This window comes from Xenorhabdus poinarii G6, from assembly GCF_000968175.1.
Classification (GTDB): domain Bacteria; phylum Pseudomonadota; class Gammaproteobacteria; order Enterobacterales; family Enterobacteriaceae; genus Xenorhabdus; species Xenorhabdus poinarii.
Window position 1 is genome coordinate 573,766 of record NZ_FO704551.1, and the last position, 24,273, is coordinate 598,038.

The window sequence follows — 24,273 nt, forward strand, 5'->3', positions numbered from 1 at the left end:
CTTGTTTGAAATATCGAGTCGATCGATCATTTCAGTCAATTCCCCCCAACAAGTGGCTTTACCCTACAAAATGTCACTTTTATAATAGCCATTTTTGGGGGGTAGGTTCACGCAGAACCTATATACGATACTAACGCACTAACTGCGTGGAAAATATGACATGAAAAAGTGGTTTTATCTGCTGGCCGCAGGGATGATGGCATTCAACATTGGCTCAGTCAATGCGGCGGCGGCCAATGACGGCAAGACGCTGTATTTCTATAACTGGACTGAATATGTGCCACCTGGTTTGCTCAATCAGTTCACCAAAGAAACCGGGATCAAGGTGATTTATTCCACCTATGAATCCAATGAGAGCATGTATACCAAGCTGAAAACGTATAAAGACGGCGCTTATGATTTAGTGGTTCCATCCACTTACTTTGTTTCAAAAATGAGTAAAGAAGGGATGTTGCAAAAAATCGATACCCACAAACTCAGCAACTTCCAGAATCTTGATCCCAATTTATTGCACAAGTCTTTTGACCCGAATAACGACTACTCTATTCCTTACATTTGGGGGGCCACCGCGATTGGTGTTAACCGTGATGCGCTTGATCCCAGCACGTTCTCTTCCTGGGCAGATCTTTGGAAGCCAGAATACAAAAGCAGCTTAGTATTGACTGATGATGCCCGTGAAGTCTTCCAAATGGCGCTGCTGAAATTGGGATATTCCGGCAATTCCACCAATCCGAAAGAAATTGAAGCGGCTTATCAGGAACTGAGAAAGCTAATGCCAAACGTACTGGCCTTTAACTCTGATAACCCGGCTAATCCTTTTATGGAAGGTGAAGCGGATATCGGTATGATGTGGAATGGCTCCGCTTATGTTGCTCGTCAGGCAGGTACACCTGTTGAAATTATCTGGCCGAAAGAGGGCGGGATATTCTGGATGGATAGCCTGGCGATCCCGGCAAACGCCAAGAATGTCGAAGGGGCGATGAAACTGATCGATTTCTTGTTACGTCCAGAAATTGCGGCGCAAGTGGCTCAGAAAATTGGTTATCCAACCCCAAATCTGGCCGCGAAAAAATTACTGCCTAAAGCAATGACAGACGATAAGTCGCTTTATCCAGACGAAGCTGTGATCCACAAAGGAGAATGGCAGAGTGATGTTGGCAACGCCAATATTCTGTATGAAGAGTATTTCCAGAAATTAAAAGCCAGTCAATAAACTGCATGTCAGTGAAGTTATCAGGGGAAGCCATCGCTTCCCCTTGTTAATTTCTGCGCATGATCCTTGAAAAACCGGGTGACGATGCCAGTCAGCGCTGTCAGACTATTTAACACTCTGATGGATGGCATATAGGCTCCTTTTTTGATCTTGATGATACCCACAGGCGGTAACCTATTTTCGTCGACCACATCACACCGTGCGGGAGACGGAAAAGTGGTTTTTACCACGGTTTGTCCTGTAGACGTTTTGTGATAACGGATTTATTATCGATTCTGGATGTAGGATCGGGAAATACCGCAGGATTTTGGCAAAATAGCGTGCTGCTTTGCACGAGAAAGTGTTGTCTTACGGGACAGTTTCTTGGTCAGCAATTTTGAGAGGTGTAGGCTGACAGAACGAGAATTTTTAGCGTCCCGCAGGTTGGAGACAGACGTGCGGGAGCTTGGGGATTCCAATTGCGCTGGAATCAATATCAGCCATTCTCCACTTTGGTTTATTGCGTTTGGATGAATTTATCAAAGCGGGACAGAAAGAGGGCGCAGATCAGAATGATCGCGCATTATCGTCATGTTAATTAGGGTCGAAATTCCTGTCGATGCGATGGAGATTGATCGTTTGTTGCGCCAATCTTTTGAAACGTCGGCAGAAGCTGAGCTGATTCAAAAACTAAGAGAAGATGGTTTGTTGACGCTGGGTATTGTGGCAACGGATGATGAAGGTCATGTGATTGGTTACGCCGGTTTTACGCCTGTTGATACCAATGGTGAAAATCATCAATGGGTTGGTATGCTGCCATTGGCAGTGGCGGAGCAATACCGTAGTCATGGAATTGGTGATCAATTGATTTATGAAGGATTGGATAGTCTGAATGAGTTTGGCTATGGCGCGGTTGTGGTGTTGGGCGATCCTGAATATTACCAGCGTTTGGGTTTTAAATTTGCCGAAGAATATCAATTGTATTGCCAATGGCCTGAGTGCGAAGACTATTTTTTGATCTACACACTGGCGGATATTGCACTGGAAGATTGTTATGGTCTGGTTACTTACCCTGCTCAACTTGATAATTTATGGTCATTACCGGGGTGATAACTGCTTTTGCAGGGATCACTGATTGAGTAAACAACGTTTCAGGTGAATCGATTGTCGTTAAATAAGTCTTTAGACAGATAGGCTGGTTAATAACCAGTCTTTCTTTTTGCTGTTTACTCAGTTTCTTCACGCGATATTCCATTTTCAATGCCATCCCCTTATCCCTGGCCGGACTTTGATAAACCAGCGTCAATGGGCCTTTTCCTCTCAGGAATTTTGCGCCCTTTCCGGTCGAATGTTGTATTAATCGGCGGGTGACATCGGTGGTAATGCCGGTGTACAGGAGCCCGCTTTGTGTTCTGATCAGATAGACAAACCAGGCCGATATTTTAGTATTCATCATTTATTTTTAATAATTTTAACAGTTAGGTTTCTGTGGGGAATGCATTTATTCTTTGGTGGTATGTATGATAGTCGTGTCGTTATCAGCATATTTTGGTGATTTAATTAATGTAATAAAATGAATTTATTTGAATTATATTTCATTTGCAAACCAGTAACGCCATTTGTTTTTCAAAAAAATTGAATAAGTATGGCAATAATTGCTAATTACTCTTTTCTGAACAAGGGTATAACATGCTCACCAATACGCGGTATTCCCATTTATTTTTTAAAATGATTGGAAGGGTAAAAGATGAAAAATGTAAAAAATATCGTTGCTGTCTTAGCATTATGTGCGGTTTCATTGGGTTCTTTTGCTGCGACTGAAGTTCAAGTCGCTAAGGGAGATAAAATGGGGGTTGTTTCTGTCACGGGAGCGGCCACACTGGATAGCCTGACCCAAAAATTATCCAAAAAAGCTGACAAAGCTGGAGCAAGCTATTTTCGTGTTATTTCGACAACGGGTCAGAATCAACTCAGCGGCGTTGCTGAAATTTATAAATAATTTATAGTGTTTCTAAACAAATCGCTTCGTTTATTGAGTCAAATACAGAACATGAGACGGGATAGCAATCCCGCCGTGTTCTGTGATGATTGAAATAAAATAACAGTATGGAAATATATGGATTTAAATAAAGAAATTTTAATCATTCGTCGATATCTCGCCAGCCAACATGTATTTACGCTTTGTACGGCTTCAATTGGGGATCTATGGTGCGCTAGCTGCTTTTATGTCTTTGATGCTGATAACATGGCATTCTGGTTTATGACTGAATCAGATACCCGACACGGGCAGATGATGCAGAACAATCCCATCGTAGCAGGGACTGTTGCCGGCCAAATACGCAATATTGCACAAATCAAAGGCATTCAATTTCGTGGTGAAGTGATGCCATTAACGGATGAAGCCGAGGCTATCGCCAGGGCGCGTTATTGCCGCCGTTTTCCTATCGCACTGGCCGCCAAAACCCCAATCTGGCAGCTCAATATGCATGAAATCAAAATGGTGGATAATACGCTTGGTTTTGGCAAAAAATTATATTGGCAGCGTTGAGCTCACTGCCTGCCCGGTGTTATCACGCGCTACCTTAAATAGTGGATGACCTGATTATGACTACCTCGCCAAACTAACGCAGGATCATACCGCGCTTGTTCAAATTTTCCATCGACCACAACATGAACATATCGGAGAACGTCTTGTTGCATTTCGCTTAATTCACTGAGGGTATATCCTGTCCATAGCCAGATATCTTTATCCGGGCACACTTTTTGTACGCGTTTAACCAGTTGCAGTACACTGGCGATATTATGAGGATGCAGCGGATCGCCGCCAGATAATGACAACCCCTGGCGCTGAATACGGCGATCTTGTAGATCCGTGATAATCTGATTTTCCATTGCCTGCGTAAAAGGCTGACCCGAATCGGGCCGCCACGTGCTTTGGTTATAGCAGCCACGGCATTGATGTATGCAACCTGACACGAACAGTGTACAACGGGTTCCGGGACCATTCACCACATCAACCGGATAGTATTGGTGATAATTCATCGTATTAACCCATTTTTCCATGGTTGAGATGTTTTACACGGCGTTTTACTTCTTCCTGCTTGCCGGCGTTGAATGGTCGGGCATCTGGGCTACCAAGATATCCACAAACACGACGAATAACTGAAACATGAGCAGAATCATGGTTTCCGCACCGGGGGCAAGTGAATCCTTTACTGGTACAAGCAAATTCTCCGGTAAAGCCGCACTGATAGCACTCATCAATTGGCGTATTGGTACCATAGTAAGGTACGCGTGAATAACTGTAATCCCAAACATCCTCCAGCGCTTTCAAATTATGTTGTAAATTGGGATACTCGCCATAGCAAATAAAGCCCCCGTTTGCCAGTGGGGGATAGGGGGCTTCAAAATCCAGCTTGTCGTAAGGATTGACCTTCTTCTCTACATCCAGATGGAAGCTGTTAGTATAATAGCCTTTATCGGTAACGCCCTGAATCACACCAAATTCAGCCGCATCCAAACGGCAGAAACGATCACATAAATTTTCGCTTGGCGTACTGTACAAACTGAAGCCATAGCCCGTTTCTTGCTTCCATTGATCGACCACCTGACGTAAGTGCTTAACAATAGCAAGGGCTTTTTGTTGGCGTTGTTTATCATCAAAGAGATGAACGTGATTGCCATATAAGGCATTGATCGTTTCATGTAGGCCGATATACCCCAGCGAGATAGATGCCCGGCCATGTTTGAAAATATCGGCAATGTTGTCATCGGCTTTCAGACGTACACCACAAGCCCCTTCCATATAGAGGATCGGGGCAACACGTGCTTTGGTTTTTTCGAGGCGGGTAATTCGGGTCATCAGTGCTTTTTTAACGAGTAATAAACGCTGATGCAAAAGTTGCCAAAAGCGCGCTTCACTCCCTTTGGCTTCAAGCGCAATACGGGGTAGATTCAGGCTGATCACACCCAGGTTATTGCGTCCTTCATGGATTTGTTGGCCATTTTCTTCATAAGGTGCGAGAAAACTACGACATCCCATGGGTGTTTTAAACGAGCCCGTCACCTTGATCACTTGATCATAATTGAGAATATCGGGATACATGCGTTTGCTGGCACACTCCAGCGCCAATAACTTAATATCATAGTGAGGATCGCCAAACCGATGGTTCAATCCATCAAGAATTGCAAAAACCAGTTTGGGGAAAACGGCGGTTTTGCGATTTTTTCCCAGGCCGGCAATGCGATTGCGCAGAATCGAGATTTGAATCAGACGGGACTCTTTTGACGTACCCAAACCGAAGCCAAAAGTCACAAACGGTGTTTGCCCATTCGCGGTATGCAGCGTATTGACTTCATATTCCAGCGATTGAAAGGCGTCATAACACTCTTTTTCTGTGCGGGCTTCTGCGTAGGCGGTCTGATCCGCAATATTCCACTCTTTGGCAATGGCCAGATGTTTGTCATAACTGGCTTTCACAAAAGGGGCGAGGACTTCATCAATGCGGTTAATGGTTGTGCCACCATAAATGTGGCTGGCAACTTGCGCGATAATTTGGGCGGTGACCGCGGTGGCCGTAGAAATCGATTTAGGCGGTTCAATTTCGGCATTGCCCATTTTAAAGCCACGGGTCAACATTCCCTGTAAATCGATCAGCATACAGTTGAACATAGGAAAAAATGGGGCATAATCCAGGTCGTGATAGTGGATTTCTCCCTTGTCATGTGCCTGCACAACATCATGCGGCAGCAGATATTGCTTGGCATATTGCCGAGCAACAATCCCTGCTAATAAATCACGCTGGGTTGGGATCACCTTACTGTCTTTATTCGCATTCTCATTGAGCAAAGAGACATTATTTTGTGCGATCAGGCCACGAATTTCTTGCTCCATGCGATCGTGCCATGGGAGGGCAGCCTGCTTACCGGTATTGTTCTTGCTAATGTTAATCTGGTGATCATCTTGTTGCTGCACAACCATTTTCACGATATGACTCCTCAATAGGTTATCCACAAGCGAAAATGGCATGAATACGCGCTTTTTGTCTTGATGTGGATAATTTATGTATAAATACTATATATGGTGTTTGATGTGCATTTAAACACAATATATAGATCATTTAAGCCAATATACAACCTGAAAAGTTGATCTAAGACAAAGAAAGAGACGGTTATTCGGTCAGGGGAAAGAGGAAAACAAGATGGAAAGAACACCCCTGATACCCGCGTATCAGGGATGAGAAAATGATAAATCAGCGACGAACTGCGATTGCTTCGATTTCGATTTTGACATCTTTTGGCAAACGGGCAACTTCAACGCATGAACGGGCTGGGAATGGTGCATTGTGTTCAACGAAGAAAGCTTCGTAAGTTGCGTTCACGGCAGCAAAATCATTCAGGTCTTTAACAAATACCGTCGTTTTTACGATATCAGCGACATTCAGGCCAGCTTGTTCGATGATCGCTTTAACGTTTTCCAAAGATTGACGGGCTTGGGTCGTCACCTCTTCAGGAATAATACCGGTTTTTGGATCAACCGGGATTTGACCGGAAGTGATAACCATGCTGCCCAGATCAACTCCCTGCACATAAGGGCCGATTGCGGCGGGTGCATGCTCGGTATGGATAGAACGTGACATGAGAAACTCCTGTTTGATGTCTAAATGGAAAAATTTCCTGGATCGCCATTATAGTGATCCTCTGGCCTGTATCAATGGATACAAAACGGGCTTGTAAATGGCTGATGGATCGTTAATCGTTATTGATAACGGCCTGACGATCGAACTCTTTTTCACAGTATTTACAGCGCAATACCACATCATCTTTTGCCGGCATCACATGAAAGCTGCTGTTGACGGGTTCGTTATGACTGATGCAATTACTGTTTGCGCAAACAAGGATATTGTCGATCCGGTCTGGGAGATTGATGGGCATTTTTTTGACGACAATGTAGTTTTCAATGTTATTGATTGTCGCGTGCGGCGCATACATTGCGAGTTGATTTGCCTGTTGCTCAGTCAGAAAGGTGTTCTCAATCTTGATCAGATCTTTTTTACCCAGATGATTAGAGGGGAGATTCAGGCCAATGGTAACGCGTTGATCTGTTTCAGTGAGTTTGAACAGAGATAATAATTTAAAGCCGACATGGGCCGGAATGTGATCGATAACTGTGCCACATTTGATGGCTTCTACTTGTCGTTGATGGTCTTGCATCATGTCGTGTCATGAATACCGTTTCGGTATTCCGCCTCCAGCGATTAGGGGATTAAGGGAATGCCCCTATTTTGTCATATAAAATGGGGTATTTCATCCTGCATAAATCACTCTTCGATACTGCCGGCGGTACTCTGACTGGGTCATGATCGATAGCGGATAGAATAAAGAAAGATGTATTTAAAGAACCACTGACTTTTCTCAAAAATTTTAGGCAAGAAGACATCATTGATAATTATCCATTTAATTTAATAGATTATTTTACTTATTTGAATATGCGGAAAATAAGCATTGATGGGCGATGTTTTTGTTGCTAATCTGTAAATAAATTGTTATTCGCTGTGAGGGTGGGAATAATGATTTAATGTGTGCTTAAACCATAATAAATAACAATCTATCTCTTTGAAAATGACAATATAAGGGAAAATATGTTTCTATCTACTGCTATGAAAAATAACATCGTGGATAAAATTGCGCTGGAAAACATGTTTGATTGGAAAGTGATTAATGAAATACCGATTAATGAATGCCATGAGCCTTTAGTCATAATGACTGACAGTGAGAAGTTAAAACAGCAAGCGGTTTATTTTCTCGCGGGGATAACGGGTTCCATTGAATATTGCACAATAAGAAAAAGCGTCGCCAAAAAATTAGTGATGGTATCCCAATTGCTCCCGTCTCATTTAGGCATTTTAATATTAGATGGCTGGCGTTCGCGGGAAACTCAGCAGGCATTACAGGAAAAAACACAAGTAAAAATAGCTGACCAATATCGCCATTTATCTGTTGAAGAACAGAAAGTACTTTTGCAACAGTTTGTGGCACCGGCACCTACGGAACAGCACTCGATAAGCCCCCATATGACGGGCGGATCGGTTGATGTGACGTTATTTGACATCGCATCGGGTAAACCTCTGTTTTTAGGAACTGAGTTTGATGAAGTGACGGCGTTGTCTTATACGGCCGCGTTAGAAAAAGAACCTGAAAAAAATATGCCGGCTACCTTATATCGGCGGTTATTGTATAACGCCATGATTCAGGTTGGCTTTACCAACTTGCCGACCGAGTGGTGGCATTATGATTATGGTAATGCTTTATGGGCATTTTATAAAAATGAGATTGCTATTTATGGTGCTGTTGATGGAATGCGAAACAGATAATGAAATCGTTAATTTTGGGTCATGTATTAAATAGTTAGTTGTTATGATAATCTTCCGGTATTTCGTGGTGGAACATGGCTAAAGTAGAAGTTGATTGTCGTTATTGTCACAAATCAGAAGATGTTAAAGGACATGGAAAAGGTCATAGAGGTTATCCCCGCTACCGCTGCTATGCCTGCAGTAAAGTCTTTCAGTTGGCATACACCTATCAAGCTTGCAAACCGGGAGTCAAAGAGCAGATTATTGATATGGCGATGAATAACAGCGGCATCCGTGACACGGCCCGCGTATTGAAGGTGGCAACAGCTACTGTGATGAAAACGCTTAAAAACTCAACCCCCGGAACGTGACGACGCTTCCTCTTGACGGGGATGACATTCATCTTATCTGTGAAGTGGATGAGCAGTGGTCGTTTGTGGGGAGTAAGAAAAATCAGCGCTGGCTCTGGTATGCCTGGGAGCCGCGTATGAAACGGATAGTGGCACATACTTTTGGGGATCGCAGCAGAAAAACATGGGAAAAACTACTGGCACTCTTGTCACCCTTTAATATCCGGTTTTACTGTACGGATGATTATGCCGTTTATGATTGTCTTCCTGAAGAAGTCCATCTTACTGGAAAGATATTTACCCAACGTATAGAGAGAACCAACCTTACCCATCGTACCCGAATAAAAAGGCTGAATAGAAAAACAATCGGTTATTCCAAATCTGAAGAAATGCACGATAAAGTGATAGGCACTTTCATTGAGCGTGAAAACTATATTTAGTGATCCTTCTAACCATTTAATACACGACCTAATTTTGTTGTCAATAACCCAATAAGTATGATTTTATCAACTTGAATTATTTCAGGGGAAAGAATGAATAATACTTTAATGACATCTGGTAATTCATTAATGCTTTGGGCTTTTATTATGGTTGCGGTAGCAGCGGCAATTATGGTGGAGCAACGATATCGATGGGCATCGAAAATACCTGGTGCAGTGATTGCGCTGATGATTGCGTTATTGGCATCTAACTTAAAGATCATTCCGACAGAAGCCCCCGTTTACGATGCGGTTTGGGGATATATCGTGCCATTAGCAATCCCTTTACTGCTATTCAAAACCAATTTACAGCGTATTATCAAAGAAAGTTGGCGATTACTGATCTTATTTTTAATGTCTTCCGTTGCTACCATAATGGGTGCCATCGTTGCTTTCCACCTTTTCAAGGCGTATATCCCGGAACTGGATAAAATCAGCGGGATGATCTCGGCTTCATATACAGGAGGAGGCGTCAATTTTGCGGCAATGGCGGCCAAGCTGGAACCTTCCCAAAGTATGACGGCATCCACCATCGTGGCTGATAATATGATGATGGCGGGTTACTTTATTATCCTGATTGCATTATCTGGCTGGCGCGTGGCAAGAAAATTCTGGGGTAGCCCCCATACTGATGCGATAGATAACGAACCCAATTTGGATAAATCCCCGACTTTTGCGGCGGCTTACTGGAAACCGAAAGAGATTGCCCTGAAAGACATTGCGGTGTCGTTGGCATGGTCGATTTTTATCGTCGCCCTGTCATTTCAGTTATCGACATGGCTAAAAGTGCTGCTTGGGCAACCAAACAGTATTTATCAGGCGCTTATTTTCAGTTTGATATCCGATAAATACCTGCTCCTCACAACGGTGACGTTTATCCTCGTTTCGATCTTTAAAGAGACATTCAGTAAACTGAACGGCACACAGGAACTGGGGACTTACGCCATCTATATGTTCTTTGTTGTGATTGGCATTCCTGCCTCCATTGAAGCCATCATTAGCCATGCCCCTCTGTTGTTTGCTTTCGTTTTTGTGATTGCCATGATCAACTTGATACTGACTTTTGCAGTAGGCAAACTATTTAAGTTTAGCCTTGAGGAAAATATTCTGGCGTGTAATGCCAATATCGGCGGGCCAACCACCGCGGCCGCAATGGCAATTAGCCGTGGTTGGATTAATCTGGTTGGCCCAATCATGGTTATTGGTACAGTTGGTTATGTGATTGGCAATTATGTGGGGACGTTTGTGTATTTTGTCGTTGGATAAAAAAAATCATTATTCAGGATCGCGATATAAGTGGCCACGCAGATTCGGTTCAACGATATTTTGGTTAAGTGAATTTGACCGTTGAAAAGGGATGTGTATTTTGACGAGAACGATACCATTGTCACAAAAATTTTCAGTTTTGGCGATGATTACAATCGGATTACGCTCGAAGCAGGAAGAGAATAGATTGTTTGAAAATACGACTGCAAAAAGTGTTTTCTGATGGAAATCATTTGCACTTATTTTTTATGTTTTTATTTTTCATGCAAAATCAATATGTTATGTGATTTCATCTAACGAGACGTCGATATCGGTTGTTTTTTATTATTCGATTCTTGCATTCTGTCATCTCTTTGATAATATATTGTTATGCGCAACATTCATAATAAAATCTTATCTGTTTGGGTGTGATAATACCAGTGTGCAACATCAGGGGAATTGAGTGTTAGTGTTGGAAACTAAGGAAGGAACATAAAAGAAAGGAATCATACCAGTAGGATGAGAAAAGTGAGTTTTGTATCAAGAAATCGTGTTTTTTTCTCGTTATGTTCAATGCAGATTTGTTGAACATAACGAGTTATCGATAATTAGCAGGCACCTACGACAGCGCGTTTGTTTCCATTTTGTGTGAACTTCCTCAATTATCATTAATAAATTGACTTTTAACGATGATGAAATGGATAATAAATCCACTATTTTTTGCCTTTCCATTTCATTGAGGTAATTAGGTGACGCACTATGTATGATAATTTGAAAAGTTTGGGGATTACGTATCCTGAAGATATTGATCGCTATAGCCTCCGTCAGGAAGCGAATAACGACATTCTGAAGATTTATTTTCGCAAGGATAAAGGCGAATTTTTTGCCAAGAGCGTTAAATTTAAGTATCCACGTCAGTTAAAGACCATCGCTGACGATCATTCAGGCCAGGGTTACAAAGAAGTCAAAGAGATTAACACCAATTTGCGTTATGTGATTGAAGAGTTGGATCAGATTTGCAAACATGACCAGCCTGAAGTCGATCTGAAACACAAGATCCTCGACGACTTACGTCATCTCGAACATGTTGTTGCGAATAAGATCGCCGAAATCGAAGCAGATTTGGAAAAGCTGACCCGCAAGTAATATGCCGATTATGTGCATCAGTGTGATCTTTAATTGAGCAGCGAAATATTAATAAGAATTCTCTGCTCAGGTTGAGGGATAAATTGATATTATTTATCAATTAAGCATAAGTGCGAGTAAATTGTTCTCTGGATTGTTAACAAAAATAAAGCAATAAAGATAAAATCCATTTGAAATGAACACGTTGAATTTATCATACAGATAAGAAAATCATTGAATGCCAGTGATAATGGCATTGTCTTTTATCGGCAACAACATCCACGGATTCATTGGTGGATAGGGTTGTGATAACCACTCGTATGAATGAAGATAACAGAAAAAATCACATCGTTATTTAGAGTGAGATTCCCAAATGTTAGAGAAACGCTTCACATTACTGGCGGTATAAATCACCGTATGTGAAATATTACGGTGGCCGAGATAATCCTGAATTAAGCGCGTATCACGACCGAGATCGGCCAAAGCATAACCACAAGCGTGTCTTAGCATATGTGGATGCGGAGAGACACTGACATTGGCCATTTTTCCATAACGTTTCAATAATCCATACACTTGTTGCCGTGAAACAGCACCGGATTTTTGGGAAAGAAATACCCATGGAGAGTTAGCCTCGCGCCAATTTTGGCGAATCGTTAGCCATTTCTTCAATGCGACAATTTCTTCTGGAATCAAAGGATGAGTCGTTGACAGACCGCCTTTTAATCTTCTGATATGAATGACCGCTGAATTCAGATCGATATCAGATAAGCATAGATTACAGAGCTCACTTACCCTAAACCCGTGAATAAAACACATTAATAACATACAGTAATCTCGTTCTGCATGACGGCCTCGTTTTGTTTCAGCCAAAATTGCGTCTATTTCGTATCGGGTTAAAAATTTACGTTGTTTCATGAGATTATCGTTCCTATGGAATCAGAAAGGTTAAGTGTGAATAGCAAGCTATTTCAGCCAATCGAGACAATGCCCTTAATATTTTCTGAACTCGATTGGGAAAATATCAAATTTACTTATTTGGGCGACTGAAAATAGAAAAACGGTTTTCTTCTATTCGTCTTATTTTTAATGAAAATACTAATTGAAACCTTATAGATACGTGCTATGTGGCTCTGATATATAGAATGAAACAATCATAAATAGAATTCCATGGGTAAAAATAGCGCGATAGAACTTTGCAACGAAACATTTGGCTTTGTTTTATGACTAGTTTTTTATTCTTCAAAAAATCATTAAAAGTGTTTTTGCCTTATATTTTTACTGCATTTACTGAAAAATGTAAATGATTTATCTAATCTGTTTGTGTAACAAGTGATTTCTACTAAAAACTAATCATTTTTTATACTGATGGGCTTGTTTTAGCGCTTTGTTGCTTTTTGTGTTGTGGTACGTTGTTTGGGTACATGGTCGTTTGTATGGATGATTATTTTATTGGTTGTCTTAATAAATTAATGCTTTTTAATTGAATGCATAAAATTATCTTAAAATATAAATGGAGTCTATAATCATTAAATATGACTCCATTATAAAAATGATGGTTAATTTAGTGAATTATTGAGAAATTTAATTTGATAAAGGCCAGAAAAACACTGGCCTTATCTTTTTATGCTTTTAAGCTATTGATTATTTTAAACATTGGCTTTATTAAATATTAATTATTTTAACCTTTCCGAGTGCTAATTATTCGCTATTTTCACCTCAGTTGTCTTAACATAAACAACTTTCAGATGCACCATGAGCGTCTATGTCAATAAATGCTCAGGAAAAGGCCAAGAAAGGAGAAATACATAACAAGAATCCGGTAAAGATGATCACAATGAGCGATGTTCCTTTGTAATGGTGCAAATGGGGAACCTTATAGACCAGATAGGCCGGGATCAGGCAACCAATGATGCCAAAAATGGGGCTACAGAGAGAAGTGAAACTCAAGACCGGCGCATTCAGGATAATGGCACTCCATGCCAATAAGATAGCAAAAACCACAATTCCTTTTTGAACCCACCTCTCATTGATGTTGTCGGTAGGCATCAGGCGACCAAGAATATTCATGGCAATCCCTTGACTGGCCTCACGAAATCCCAGATAAACACCAAAAAAAGCAGTCATTACGGCAAAGATATTGAGCAGGATGCTGACGATAATCACCCAACCACCAGGAAAAAACTGCGCAGCAATGGCCAGTGCGGAAATGTTTTGTTCATAGGCTTTGACAGCTTCGTCATGACCCATGGCCAATGTAAAAGAGATGGCATAGAAAAAGACCGTACAAAACAGAACGCTAAAGGCAATATTCATGGCTCTAAGTGCCTTATGGCGGGCAACTTCACGATTTTGTTCCTGATGGCGGTAAGCAATGACCATGGGACTGAGCGTTTGGATAAACAGGATAGAGGTGAGCGTAAAAGGTAGCGTAATAATGGCTTTTTTGATTAACAGGCCAAATGGAGGCAGTGCCCCGATATTGTAAAGATGCCACAGACCGATCATGGAAACCCCTAATGCCGCAACAACCAATAACTTTGTTATGACCATCAGGCTGGATAATTTGAACAGTAATCGTTCACTGCGGGAAGAAATAGCGACCAGTACACAAATCAGCACTAACCCATAAAGTGGATTTTTCGACATTAATTCATCTGTGAGCCCAAACGTTTGCAGGTAAGATGCACTGTCATTGGTAATGGCGGTGGAATAAACAAACATCCAGATCACTAGCATAATGAAATAGAGTACACCCAACAAAATCCCCCAGTTTTTACCGAGATAGCCACTGATGACACTGGGGTAATCTTTACATTCTGGTGATTCAGCGAGTGTGTTGATAAAAAGCCGTTGAAAAAGATACATGGCAGGATAACCGATAATGGAAGAGAGGAGGAAAACCCACATCCCCATTAACCCAACCTGGACAGGCAAGAAGACAATGCCGGCGCCGATCGCCATGCCGATACTCATAATGACCCAACCTGTATCATAGTGGTTGAATTTTATGGATTTTTTCCATTCTGCTTCCGTCATGTTGGCCCGTTTAGCGGATGGAGATAAGTGTGACCTGACGTCATTATTTTTTATTACTGTTTTCATAATCGCTCTCGCTTACACTTTTGCTGCTGTAATCGGTATTGAATAGATAGTCATTGATTCCAGGGAGAAAAAATATCCCTGACCACGCCAGCTAATCCCGCTTTTGAGAGAACCATTTCTTCATCAAGAAGAAATCGCTATTGGTTGTTTTTCAAGAAAAATTGCAAAGGGAAACGGTAAAAAAAATAAATATGATTTATATATCTGATTGATATATAAAATTATTTGTTTCTCTGTGCAAGAATATCGTGAGTCTTTGTTCGATTAACAATCGAAACAACTAAAAAGAGAAGTTGTGTCCTTTATCAAGCGGGTATCCGTTTAAAGCATTATGACAGTGTTAAATCCTTTTTATTATTAATATTATGCGATAATCCAGAATATTAATCTAGAATTTTTTTATTGATAGCGGAATGTGATAGATATCTTTAAATTTTCTGATTGATTTATTATTTTATTTATTTTTTATTGAGTAACAAATGGCTAAATGAAGCTTTCAAATAGTCACCTTATGAATTATTTTAAAAGTGATTAAAAATCGGTGGGTTATTTGATATTTTTCTCATGTATTTTTTTATTAAATGGACTTTTTGTGTAACAGTACTTACTATTTCTCATTTTTATGTTAACGGTATTCGCTGTATAAACAATCAAATAGAGTTATTTAAATATTGATTCAGGAAAACATAATAATGAAAAGCAAATTTACATTCGCCACGCTTTGCCTGGCTTCTTTTATGTTGGCCGGTTGCGCAACAGAATCCTCATCAACCCTTCCAGTACAAAAAGTCACTTCTTATCAAACGACTTATGCCAGTATTCGCAGCCCGATTGCAGTGGGTAAATTCGAAAACCGTTCAAGTTATCAGAATGGTATTTTTTCTGACGGCATTGATCGTTTAGGCAACCAGTCAAAAACTATCCTGGTTACCCATCTACAACAAACGGGTCGTTTTAATGTGTTAGAACGCACTAATTTGGCAGAATTGAAAGTAGAAGCGGGTTTACAGGGGAAAGCACAGAAACTGAAGGGGGCGAATTACATTATTACGGGTTCTGTGACGGAATTTGGTCGTAAGGAAGTTGGTGATCACCAATTATGGGGTATTTTGGGGCGCGGCAAGTCACAGGTTGCTTATGCTAAGGTCATGCTAAATGTTGTCAATGTGGAAACGTCTGAAGTGGTTTTCTCTTCCGCCGGGGCAGGGGAATATAAACTGTCCAGTCGTGAAGTGATTGGATTCGGTGGTACTTCCAGCTATGACTCGACGCTGAATGGTAAGGTGTTGGATCTGGCGATCCGTGAAGCAATTAATGACTTGGTGACCGGTATTGATAATGGTGCATGGAAGCCAAGCAATTAATCACTCTTCAAATATCAATTGGTGCGATTTTTTAGGGACAATTTTTATATGTTTTTGATGAAAAAAATGGGAATGTTGTCAGGCGTTCTATTGTTGGCCGGATGTGCACAGGCGCCTAAATCCATCTATGAGTGGGGTGATTACCAATCAACGCTGTACCAATATTACCAGCAGGATAAAGCGGGGCCGCAGGAACAGCTTCAGGCATTACAAAAAGTCATTGAGCAAGCTAAAGCGAAAGATAAACCGGTTCCACCGGGGTTACATGCTCAAATGGGATTGCTTTACAGCAAAACTGGCAAGATTGAGGACGCTTTTCAGCAGTTTGAAATAGAGAAAAAGTTGTTTCCTGAATCGGCGCCATATATGGACTTTCTGTTAAGCAAAAATAAGGGAGTAAAATAATGAAGCGTTTTCTGGGGGCAATCGGTGTCTTATTTTTGCTGGTATTGACTGGATGTGCTAAGCATAAACCGTATGATTATTCCGCACTGCGAGAAAGTAAACCTAAATCCATTTTGGTTTTGCCGGCGGTCAATAAATCAGTGGAAGTGCAGGCTGCGGGGAGTTTACTGTCTCAAGTCACTTATCCGTTGGCTGAATCCGGCTATTATGTTTACCCTGTTGCGGTGGTTGAAGAAACCTTCCACCAAAATGGCGTGACAGAAGCGCAAGATATTCACAACATCAGTTACAAAAAATTATATGACACATTTGGGGCGGATTCTGCGCTTTATCTGAATATCACGAAATACGGTACCCAATACCAAATTATTAACAGTGAAACCCGTGTCAGCGCAACTGCGCGTCTGGTGGATTTGCGCACCGGAAAAGATCTGTGGAGTGGTTCTGCAAGCGCATCCACAGCTGAAAATAACAATTATTCCAGCGGGGGGGTGATCGGTATGTTGGTATCAGCGGCCATTTCTCAGATCGCAAATACGATTATGGACCGAGGACATGATATTGCAGGCATTACCAGTAATCGCTTGTTAGGGGCAGGGGGAAATGGTCGCTTGCTCTATGGCCCACGATCCGAGTTTTATGGTAAAGAGAAATTTTAAGATTTAATCGCAATAAAAATGCCGCAGGTGAGCCTGCGGCATTTTTGATAGTGGATTCTGTGCTGTGCTAAATTTTAGACATCCAATCGTTTGGTTTGCCATTTTTTAGACTGCCAACGCCACGCATTTATACCGCCACGGATCCATTCATCACAGAAAAAACCTATCCAGATCCCCAGGATGCCCATCTCCATGGTGATACCCAGAAAATAACCGACAGGTATGGAGATACCCCACATACAAATGAGTGCGGTATAGAGTGGAAAACGGGCATCGCCGGCAGCACGCAGCGCATTGACCATCACAATATTGAAAGTACGTCCTGGCTCTAAAAAGACAGAGAGCAGGAACAACGGTAGCAGAAGTTCAATAATCTGCTTATCGTCAGTCATCATATTGAGAAGGGATTCCCTGAAAAACCAGAACGCGAGTACAACGCCTATCGTGACAATGACACCAATCCGCAGGCTTTTTAACCCTCGAATATAGGCATCCTCAAAGCGTTTTGCACCAACGAGATGACCAACCATAATCTCGTTACCAATACTGGTAGAGATGCCAAACAGCATAATGAACAGAGATAACTGGAAGTACAGCGTTTGAGCTGCCAGAGATGCTTCTCCCATCAGGCCGATAAATGCCTGAGCGGTCATATATTGCAGGATCCACACAAAGTTTTCACCGGCGGCGGGCAAGCCGATATGCAGTATCTTGCTGAGTATATTCTTAGACCAATTTAAGAGTAGTTTCAGTTCGAACTTGATTTTTAACCCACTAAACAGTAATCCAAAGAGCAAAATCACGGCGACGGTACGGCCAAATACCGTAGACCATGCGACACCTTCCAATCCGTATTGTGGCAAGCCAAAGAACCCGTACAGGACGATCATATTGCCGACAATCGTAAGTAAGTTGGCAATCAGCGTGACATACATCGCTGATTTCGACTTACCATAAACCCGCAGGCAAGCAGCCAGAACAATCGACATGGCTTCAGGGATCAGACAGATACCAAGAACATGCAAGTAAGCAAACCCATCATCCATCAGATGTTGAGGCAGGTTCATGATATGCAGGATCTTATAACCGAAGAATATGGTGATCAGCGCACAACTGAAACCAAGCAAAAAATTAAAAGCAATGGAGATATGAATCGCCTGACTGGATTTATCGCGTTTTCCTGAGCCTAAATATTGGGCGATGACAACACTACAACCGACACTGATAAAATTGAAGATGGTAATAAAGAGATCAAAAACATGGTTCCCCACCCCCATAGCGGCAAGATAAGCAGAAGAAATATGGCTGACCATGTACGTATTGATTAATAGGGTCGCCATATGCAGAAAAATATCAATGAAAATCGGCCAGCTTAACGAAAAAAGCGAACGGTTAACAACATCGGATTGATGCATTATAAAACCTATTATTCTTAGTGAGTTAAATGATCTTTTTGCGGAGTGACGTACTTAGAGCAGCGGTGATTTTACAGGGTTTATGCATAAGTTGATAGACGCGATAGGCGGTTTATATCGCTGGCTTGCTGAAAGGTTGCAAGCGAGGGGGATAGGGGGATCACCACTGGTTTTGGTTGAGCCTGAGTATTCATGGCCATGGCCGAAGTTATCTCCCCAAAAGCATCAACAAAGAATGCCATTTGCATCACTGTTCTAACCTAAAGTGAATTTATAAAACATTCTAGGACGCTATTTTACATAAGTGAGTAAACTGAGGAAGTTTCGTGCAAGTGAGCGGCATTTAAACTCATTAGGCAGGTTGATCCCTTTCAAATCATCATATCCTAATTGGTTTAGTTTCAGCATTAATTGGTTATCATAGTTACTGAGATCCCACTTTTGACGTTGGGCAAAGTAGACAATTGCGCGTTGAATTTGAGTATTTTGGATTTTGTCATAGCCACAGTCATGTTTCAGATAGATATAGATTGCAGTCAGATCTGCCAAATCTTCCGCCTGACTTTCAGACAGCGCTTTTGCGGGGTGAGTAAAACCAAACAGAGCCAGAACGTATATGAATAAAGTAATTTTTCGCATAATGCTATTATACTGGTTTTTTATCGTTTTACATAAATTAACATATTAATATCTTTATTTGCTAAACTTTATTTCCTGAAATTTAATGGAATAACCAATCACTTACTGAGCGTCGGCGAATAAGGCTAAAAAAGTGGCATTGGCTGGCAACAGTGTGTCAACGTCTGATCACCATGCATGTGATGCTCAGTAAGAACAAAACATGGGATGAGGCGTACCAGCAGGCGGTTTTATCGTAGATAAAATAGCGAGAAAGTGGGCAAAACGTTTTCCCGCCATATGAACTCGTTAAGGATTTATACGGTGTTGTCGGGAAAAATCCGTCTCTGACTGAAGAAAATCTTTCTCTTTGTCTGCAATGCGTTTGGAATGACGGTGATATAATGCTCTGTAATCTTTTAAAACTTCATCGATAACCCAATTCGTCCGTGCAGCAGATTCGCCTGTTGATGGGCAATGTCCCTTTCCCTGTAATTGATCCATCACTGTCTGAATCAATGGCATTTCTATTGTCTTGGGATTCTCAAAGTCATATTGTTCAATATTTCCATTTTCATCATAATAAGAGATGGCAGAGTGACCAAATGTTGAAAAAACCACTTTCCCTTTATTACCGACTATTTCAACCCTATCTTCTCTGGTGCCTGAAACAAAATTCCAGATACCTACACCATGAATATTTTTTTCGAAAACAAATGAAATAGAGACACAATCTTCGGCAGGATAGGCATCTTCCTGAAAACCGGCATGCCCTTTGACCGAAATTATTTTGCCTAACAGAAAATCCAATATGTCAAGTGTATGGCATGCTAAATCAACAAATAACCCGCCACCGGATATTTCCGGTTTGACTAACCAGGGCAGATTATCGTGATCTTTATAACATTCCTCCATTTCTCTATAAAATAAGCAGTTCACAATGCGGGGAGTGCCAATTGCACCAGAGTCTATCAACTCTTTTACCTTAATAAATCTTGATAATGCTCTTCGATAATAGGCGACGAAAAGTGGAACATTTTGAGATTTGCAAATGGATATCATCTCATTGCATTCCTCAAATGTTAATGCCATTGGCTTTTCTACATAAACTATTTTCTTTGCTTTAGCGGCTAATAAGGTATATTTTTTATGTGTAGCGGGCGGTGTGGCAATATATACAGCATCAACGTCTGGATCTTGAATCAGTTCATCTGCATCCGTATACCATTTTTTTACACCATGCCTTTGGGCAAAATCCTTAGCTAAATCAGGATTTCGTCTCATTACCGCGACTAATTCAGAATGCTCTAATTGATAAAAGGCTGGCCCACTTTTTACTTCGGTGACATCACCACAACCTATGATTCCCCACCTAATTTTTTTCATCTTCCTTTCCTAATATATCGCACTGACTTTTAATAAGATTTTGATGTCATTGGTAGTCATCTCGCATATTGCCTAATAAGCTAACCACCATCATGACGATAATACAAGTGTCCGTATTTTTTCATCTCCTCTGACGAAGTACATTGTCACTGCCTGTCACAAGCCCGCATGTTGAGTGGTCTGGAGCTCCTCATTGGCCACGAATCATCGCGTTAACCCTTCTTTTACTGTAGGCGATGAATTCTGATATGCTTTGCAAAATATTTTGTCCTCGTGTTGTTGTGTGTGCGTCTTTGTGTCGTGAATGGGATATCAATCGAGGTATCACTTTTCGTAAAAAGACACATGATTTTAATTTACTTTTCTTTTAAAAATATATAGTTATGAGTGAGCCGAAACATATTGTAGAAGTTATGATCTCCGAACAGGAGGTTAAGCAACGTATTGCTGAACTGGGGCAACAGATTACAGAACACTATCGTCATAGTCATCGTGAATTGGTGTTGGTTGGCCTGTTGAGAGGATCATTTATCTTTATGGCGGATCTATGTCGTGCGATTCAGGTTCCTCATGAGGTGGATTTTATGACCGCCTCCAGCTATGGCAATGAGATGAATTCTAGCCGTGATGTGAAAATCCTTAAGGATTTGGATGAAGATATTCGTGGCAAAGATGTGTTGATTGTTGAAGATATCATCGATTCAGGCAATACGCTGAACAAAATCCGCGAGATTTTGGGGCTGCGTGAACCTAATTCATTGGCGATTTGTACTTTGCTGAATAAACCTTCTCGTCGTGAAGTTGATGTTCCCGTTGAATGGATTGGTTATTCGATTGAAGATAAGTTTGTTGTCGGTTATGGCATTGATTATGCACAGCATTATCGTCATTTGCCTTATATTGGGCATGTGACTCTGCTGGAAGATTAATTGCTGTGATAATGCGTTAAAACGGACGTTATCCATATAACATAACTAAAAGGCAGCAAAATGCTGCCTTTTGTGTTTTTACCGTGGGGTATTTTTGACCATTATTTTGCCTGAGATAGCTTAGAAATGGCCTGACGATAATTAAGCTCCAGTTTTTCCCGACTGTCTGCGGTGATATCCAGATCATGCAACTCACCATCCTTCAAACCATAGACCCAACCGTGGATCATCACTTTCTGCCCGCGTTTCCAGGCTGCTTGCATAATGGTTGAGTGGCCGAGGTTGTAAACCTGTTCAATCACATTCAATTCACACAAGCGATTCAGCCTTTCGTGAGGCGACAATTCACCCAGCATAGCACTGTGCTTGTACCATAAATCACGGATATGGAGCAGCCAATTATTGATCAAACCTAATTCAGTCCCATCGACGGCCGCTTCAATACCTCCGCACCCGTAGTGCCCACAGACGATGATGTGTTCAACCTGCAAAACATCAACAGCATATTGTACAACAGACAAACAGTTTAAATCGGTATGGATAACAAGGTTAGCGACATTTCGATGAACAAAAAGATCACCGGGAGCGGCGTCAATCAATTTTTCAGCAGGCACACGGCTATCGGAACAGCCTATCCACAAAAAATGTGGTTTTTGTGCCTTTGATAATTCTTTGAAAAAAAGTGGATTTTCTTCTGTTACGGATTCTGACCACTGTTTGTTCCTGGCAAACAGCTCTTCAATTTTTTTCATCATAACTAATAGCCTGGCAACATTTTTGAGATAGAATCATATACAACATCAATTGAGAATTTAATATTTAATTGAAGAATGTTTTTTATTTGTTCCCTATCATTGCTAAGAAATAAGGGAAAAATAATGGCATAATTTCCATCTGGCACTGATAACTAGTAAATAATAAAGGTATTTTTCTCTTATGTCTTACGCACTGGAATTAACGCAGCTCACGAAAATCTATGAGGGTGGAGTGAAAGCACTGCGGGGAATTGATTTGCGTGTAGAAGCCGGTGATTTCTACGCTCTTTTAGGGCCAAATGGCGCAGGAAAATCCACCACGATAGGCATTGTCAGTTCTTTAGTGAATAAAAGTAGCGGTAAGGTTAAGGTCTTTGGCTACGATATTGATACCGATCTCGTCAACGCCAAACGGCAGCTTGGTCTTGTTCCTCAGGAATTTAATTTCAATCCATTCGAGACAGTGATTCAGATTGTCTTGAATCAAGCCGGGTATTATGGTGTCCCGCGCAATGTCGCTCAGGACAGAGCTGAAACTTATCTTACCCAATTGGATCTATGGGAAAAGCGCAACGAACGCGCCATTCGTTTGTCTGGTGGTATGAAACGGCGTTTGATGATTGCCCGTGCTTTAATGCACCAGCCTAAGTTGCTGATCCTTGATGAACCTACCGCAGGGGTAGACATTGAGTTACGTCGATCGATGTGGGAATTTTTGCGGGAATTGAATGTGCAGGGAACGACGATCATCCTGACGACTCATTATCTTGAAGAAGCTGAAATGCTGTGCCGTAACATTGGCATTATTCAGCACGGTGAGCTGGTGGAAAACACAACGATGAAAGATTTGCTCAGTCAGCTTGAAAATGAAACCTTTTTGTTCGATTTAACCCCGAAAGGGACAGCACCGATTGTTGAGGGGTATGATTATCGACTGCTTGATGCCACAACGCTGGAAGTGGATGTCAAACGCGGGCAAGGTTTGAATGAGATTTTCGCCCAATTAACGACACAGGGGATACAAATTAGCAGTATGCGTAACAAAGCGAATCGTCTGGAAGAGTTATTTGTCGGATTGACCCGTCATCATCAAGGAGAGAGATAATGATCCAACTGTATTGGGTGGCCTTGAAAACCCTTTGGATGAAAGAAATTACCCGTTTTGGTCGAATTTGGGTACAAACTTTGCTGCCGCCTGTGATCACGATGTCCCTTTATTTCATTATTTTTGGCAACCTGGTGGGTTCCCGCATTGGTGAGATGGGGGGATTCGATTATATGCAGTTTATTGTGCCAGGATTGATCATGATGTCTGTGATTACCAACTCCTACGCTAACGTTTCTTCGTCTTTCTTTGGGGCGAAGTTTCAGCGTAGTATTGAAGAAGTGCTGGTCGCTCCGGTGCCAACCCATATCATCATTGCCGGATTTGTCGGGGGAGGGGTGGCTCGTGGCGTGTGCGTTGGTATTCTGGTGACATTGGTTTCCCGATTGTTTGTACCGTTACACATACACTCATGGGGAATGGTCGTCATCACGTTGCTGGCAACGTCTATTCTATTTTCGTTGGCAGGGCTGTTGAATGCCATTTTTGCGAAAACCTTCGACGATATCAGTATTATCCCCACCTTTGTTCTGACCCCATTGACGTATTTGGGCGGGGTATTCTATTCCCTCACGTTGTTACCGGCTTTTTGGCAGGCGGTGTCAAAGCTTAACCCTATCGTTTATATGGTCAGTGGCTTCCGTTATGGTTTTCTCGGTATTACGGAGGTTTCTTTGGCGATGACCTTAGGGATGTTGGGACTGTTTATTCTTGGCTTCTATTTACTGGCCTGGTATTTCATTGAATCTGGGCGAGGATTAAGGAATTAATCGCTAAACTCAACTACTCCGC

Annotated in this window: 22 protein-coding genes and 3 pseudogenes; 14 read left to right on the top strand and 11 right to left on the bottom strand. The window is 41.6% G+C overall.

Annotation, left to right across the window (positions count from 1 at the left end):
• Positions 1–160: 160 nt before the first annotated feature.
• Together potD and XPG1_RS02530 are read left to right on the top strand one after the other, a co-directional pair.
• Entirely contained in the window at positions 161–1,213 is a 1,053-nt protein-coding gene (potD, locus tag XPG1_RS02525) for a spermidine/putrescine ABC transporter substrate-binding protein PotD (protein ID WP_045957690.1), read from the top strand.
• A 570-nt stretch (positions 1,214–1,783) separates the two neighbouring features.
• A complete protein-coding gene (locus XPG1_RS02530) occupies positions 1,784–2,302 on the top strand; it encodes a GNAT family N-acetyltransferase (protein WP_045957691.1) in 519 nt (172 codons plus the stop codon).
• 67 nt (positions 2,303–2,369) lie between these two features.
• Here the strand turns inward: XPG1_RS02530 and XPG1_RS17305 are convergent.
• A pseudogene (locus XPG1_RS17305) lies at positions 2,370–2,645 on the bottom strand (GIY-YIG nuclease family protein); the annotation flags it as partial.
• A gap of 294 nt (positions 2,646–2,939) precedes the next feature.
• On the opposite strand from XPG1_RS17305, the gene bhsA reads away from it, so the two are divergent.
• A complete protein-coding gene (gene bhsA, locus XPG1_RS02535; RefSeq protein WP_045957692.1) occupies positions 2,940–3,191 on the top strand; it encodes a multiple stress resistance protein BhsA in 252 nt (83 codons plus the stop codon).
• Positions 3,192–3,308: 117 nt separating this feature from the next.
• Positions 3,309–3,740 (top strand): YhbP family protein, encoded by a 432-nt coding sequence (locus XPG1_RS02540; RefSeq protein ID WP_045957693.1) that lies wholly within the window; start codon positions 3,309–3,311, stop codon positions 3,738–3,740.
• Between the two features lie 29 nt (positions 3,741–3,769).
• Here the strand turns inward: XPG1_RS02540 and nrdG are convergent, their stop codons facing one another.
• The 4 genes and pseudogenes from nrdG to pyrI form a co-directional block, all read right to left on the bottom strand.
• Positions 3,770–4,234, bottom strand: coding sequence for an anaerobic ribonucleoside-triphosphate reductase-activating protein (gene nrdG / locus XPG1_RS02545; protein ID WP_045960328.1), 465 nt, complete (start codon positions 4,232–4,234; stop codon positions 3,770–3,772).
• Positions 4,235–4,238: 4 nt separating this feature from the next.
• Positions 4,239–6,164: pseudogene (gene nrdD / locus XPG1_RS02550) on the bottom strand (anaerobic ribonucleoside-triphosphate reductase); the annotation flags it as partial.
• A 280-nt stretch (positions 6,165–6,444) separates the two neighbouring features.
• Positions 6,445–6,831, bottom strand: a complete 387-nt coding sequence (gene ridA / locus XPG1_RS02555) for a 2-iminobutanoate/2-iminopropanoate deaminase (protein WP_045957694.1) — start codon at positions 6,829–6,831, stop codon at positions 6,445–6,447.
• Positions 6,832–6,943: 112 nt separating this feature from the next.
• Positions 6,944–7,408: an aspartate carbamoyltransferase regulatory subunit gene (gene pyrI / locus XPG1_RS02560; RefSeq protein WP_045957695.1), complete on the bottom strand. Its 465-nt coding sequence runs from the start codon at positions 7,406–7,408 to the stop codon at positions 6,944–6,946.
• A gap of 425 nt (positions 7,409–7,833) precedes the next feature.
• Here pyrI and XPG1_RS02565 point away from each other — a divergent pair, with 425 nt between their 5' ends.
• The 4 genes from XPG1_RS02565 (at position 7,834) to XPG1_RS02585 (ending at position 11,764) form a co-directional block, all read left to right on the top strand.
• A complete protein-coding gene (locus tag XPG1_RS02565; protein ID WP_052708222.1) occupies positions 7,834–8,565 on the top strand; it encodes a M15 family metallopeptidase in 732 nt (243 codons plus the stop codon).
• A 74-nt stretch (positions 8,566–8,639) separates the two neighbouring features.
• A protein-coding gene (locus XPG1_RS17920; protein ID WP_157879417.1) for an IS1 family transposase occupies positions 8,640–9,334 on the top strand; the annotation gives its coding sequence in 2 pieces (ribosomal slippage) (positions 8,640–8,892 and positions 8,892–9,334; 696 coding nt in all).
• A gap of 93 nt (positions 9,335–9,427) precedes the next feature.
• Positions 9,428–10,639: a DUF819 family protein gene (locus tag XPG1_RS02580; RefSeq protein WP_045957696.1), complete on the top strand. Its 1,212-nt coding sequence runs from the start codon at positions 9,428–9,430 to the stop codon at positions 10,637–10,639.
• Between the two features lie 738 nt (positions 10,640–11,377).
• Positions 11,378–11,764, top strand: coding sequence for a DUF3461 family protein (locus XPG1_RS02585; protein ID WP_045957697.1), 387 nt, complete (start codon positions 11,378–11,380; stop codon positions 11,762–11,764).
• A gap of 330 nt (positions 11,765–12,094) precedes the next feature.
• On the opposite strand, the pseudogene XPG1_RS02590 reads toward XPG1_RS02585, so the two are convergent.
• Positions 12,095–12,661 (bottom strand): annotated as a pseudogene (locus XPG1_RS02590) (tyrosine-type DNA invertase); the annotation flags it as partial.
• A gap of 858 nt (positions 12,662–13,519) precedes the next feature.
• Positions 13,520–14,845: an SLC5/6 family protein gene (locus XPG1_RS02595; RefSeq protein WP_045957699.1), complete on the bottom strand. Its 1,326-nt coding sequence runs from the start codon at positions 14,843–14,845 to the stop codon at positions 13,520–13,522.
• Positions 14,846–15,537: 692 nt separating this feature from the next.
• Here XPG1_RS02595 and XPG1_RS02600 point away from each other — a divergent pair.
• Genes XPG1_RS02600 through XPG1_RS02610 form a run of 3 tightly spaced genes read left to right on the top strand, consistent with a single transcriptional unit; the run spans position 15,538 to position 17,273 of the window.
• The gene (locus tag XPG1_RS02600) at positions 15,538–16,209 is read left to right on the top strand and encodes a CsgG/HfaB family protein (RefSeq protein ID WP_045957700.1); all 672 of its coding nucleotides are present in this window, start codon (positions 15,538–15,540) and stop codon (positions 16,207–16,209) included.
• Between the two features lie 48 nt (positions 16,210–16,257).
• Entirely contained in the window at positions 16,258–16,614 is a 357-nt protein-coding gene (locus XPG1_RS02605) for a DUF4810 domain-containing protein (RefSeq protein ID WP_045957701.1), read from the top strand.
• Positions 16,614–17,273: a DUF799 domain-containing protein gene (locus tag XPG1_RS02610; protein ID WP_045957702.1), complete on the top strand. Its 660-nt coding sequence runs from the start codon at positions 16,614–16,616 to the stop codon at positions 17,271–17,273. Before XPG1_RS02605 ends, XPG1_RS02610 begins: the two co-directional genes overlap by 1 nt.
• 74 nt (positions 17,274–17,347) lie before the next feature.
• Here XPG1_RS02610 and XPG1_RS02615 read toward each other — a convergent pair whose 3' ends face one another.
• The 3 genes from XPG1_RS02615 to XPG1_RS02625 form a co-directional block, all read right to left on the bottom strand.
• Positions 17,348–18,688 carry an MATE family efflux transporter gene (locus tag XPG1_RS02615; RefSeq protein ID WP_045957703.1) on the bottom strand — a complete coding sequence of 447 codons (1,341 nt, stop codon included), beginning with the start codon at positions 18,686–18,688 and terminating at the stop codon, positions 17,348–17,350.
• A gap of 291 nt (positions 18,689–18,979) precedes the next feature.
• Complete coding sequence (locus tag XPG1_RS02620) at positions 18,980–19,327, bottom strand: YacC family pilotin-like protein (RefSeq protein ID WP_045957704.1); 348 nt, start codon at positions 19,325–19,327, stop codon at positions 18,980–18,982.
• Positions 19,328–19,615: 288 nt separating this feature from the next.
• On the bottom strand, positions 19,616–20,692 hold the full coding sequence (locus XPG1_RS02625; RefSeq protein WP_084717253.1) for a Gfo/Idh/MocA family protein: 1,077 nt from the start codon (positions 20,690–20,692) through the stop codon (positions 19,616–19,618).
• Between the two features lie 383 nt (positions 20,693–21,075).
• On the opposite strand from XPG1_RS02625, the gene hpt reads away from it, so the two are divergent.
• Positions 21,076–21,621, top strand: coding sequence for a hypoxanthine phosphoribosyltransferase (gene hpt / locus XPG1_RS02630; RefSeq protein WP_045957705.1), 546 nt, complete (start codon positions 21,076–21,078; stop codon positions 21,619–21,621).
• Between the two features lie 101 nt (positions 21,622–21,722).
• On the opposite strand, the gene can is transcribed toward hpt, so the two are convergent.
• Positions 21,723–22,376, bottom strand: a complete 654-nt coding sequence (gene can, locus XPG1_RS02635; protein WP_045957706.1) for a carbonate dehydratase — start codon at positions 22,374–22,376, stop codon at positions 21,723–21,725.
• A gap of 181 nt (positions 22,377–22,557) precedes the next feature.
• On the opposite strand from can, the gene XPG1_RS02640 reads away from it, so the two are divergent.
• Both XPG1_RS02640 and XPG1_RS02645 read left to right on the top strand, forming a co-directional pair.
• Positions 22,558–23,481: an ABC transporter ATP-binding protein gene (locus XPG1_RS02640; protein ID WP_045957707.1), complete on the top strand. Its 924-nt coding sequence runs from the start codon at positions 22,558–22,560 to the stop codon at positions 23,479–23,481.
• On the top strand, positions 23,481–24,251 hold the full coding sequence (locus tag XPG1_RS02645; RefSeq protein WP_045957708.1) for an ABC transporter permease: 771 nt from the start codon (positions 23,481–23,483) through the stop codon (positions 24,249–24,251). Before XPG1_RS02640 ends, XPG1_RS02645 begins: the two co-directional genes overlap by 1 nt.
• Positions 24,252–24,273: the final 22 nt, after the last annotated feature.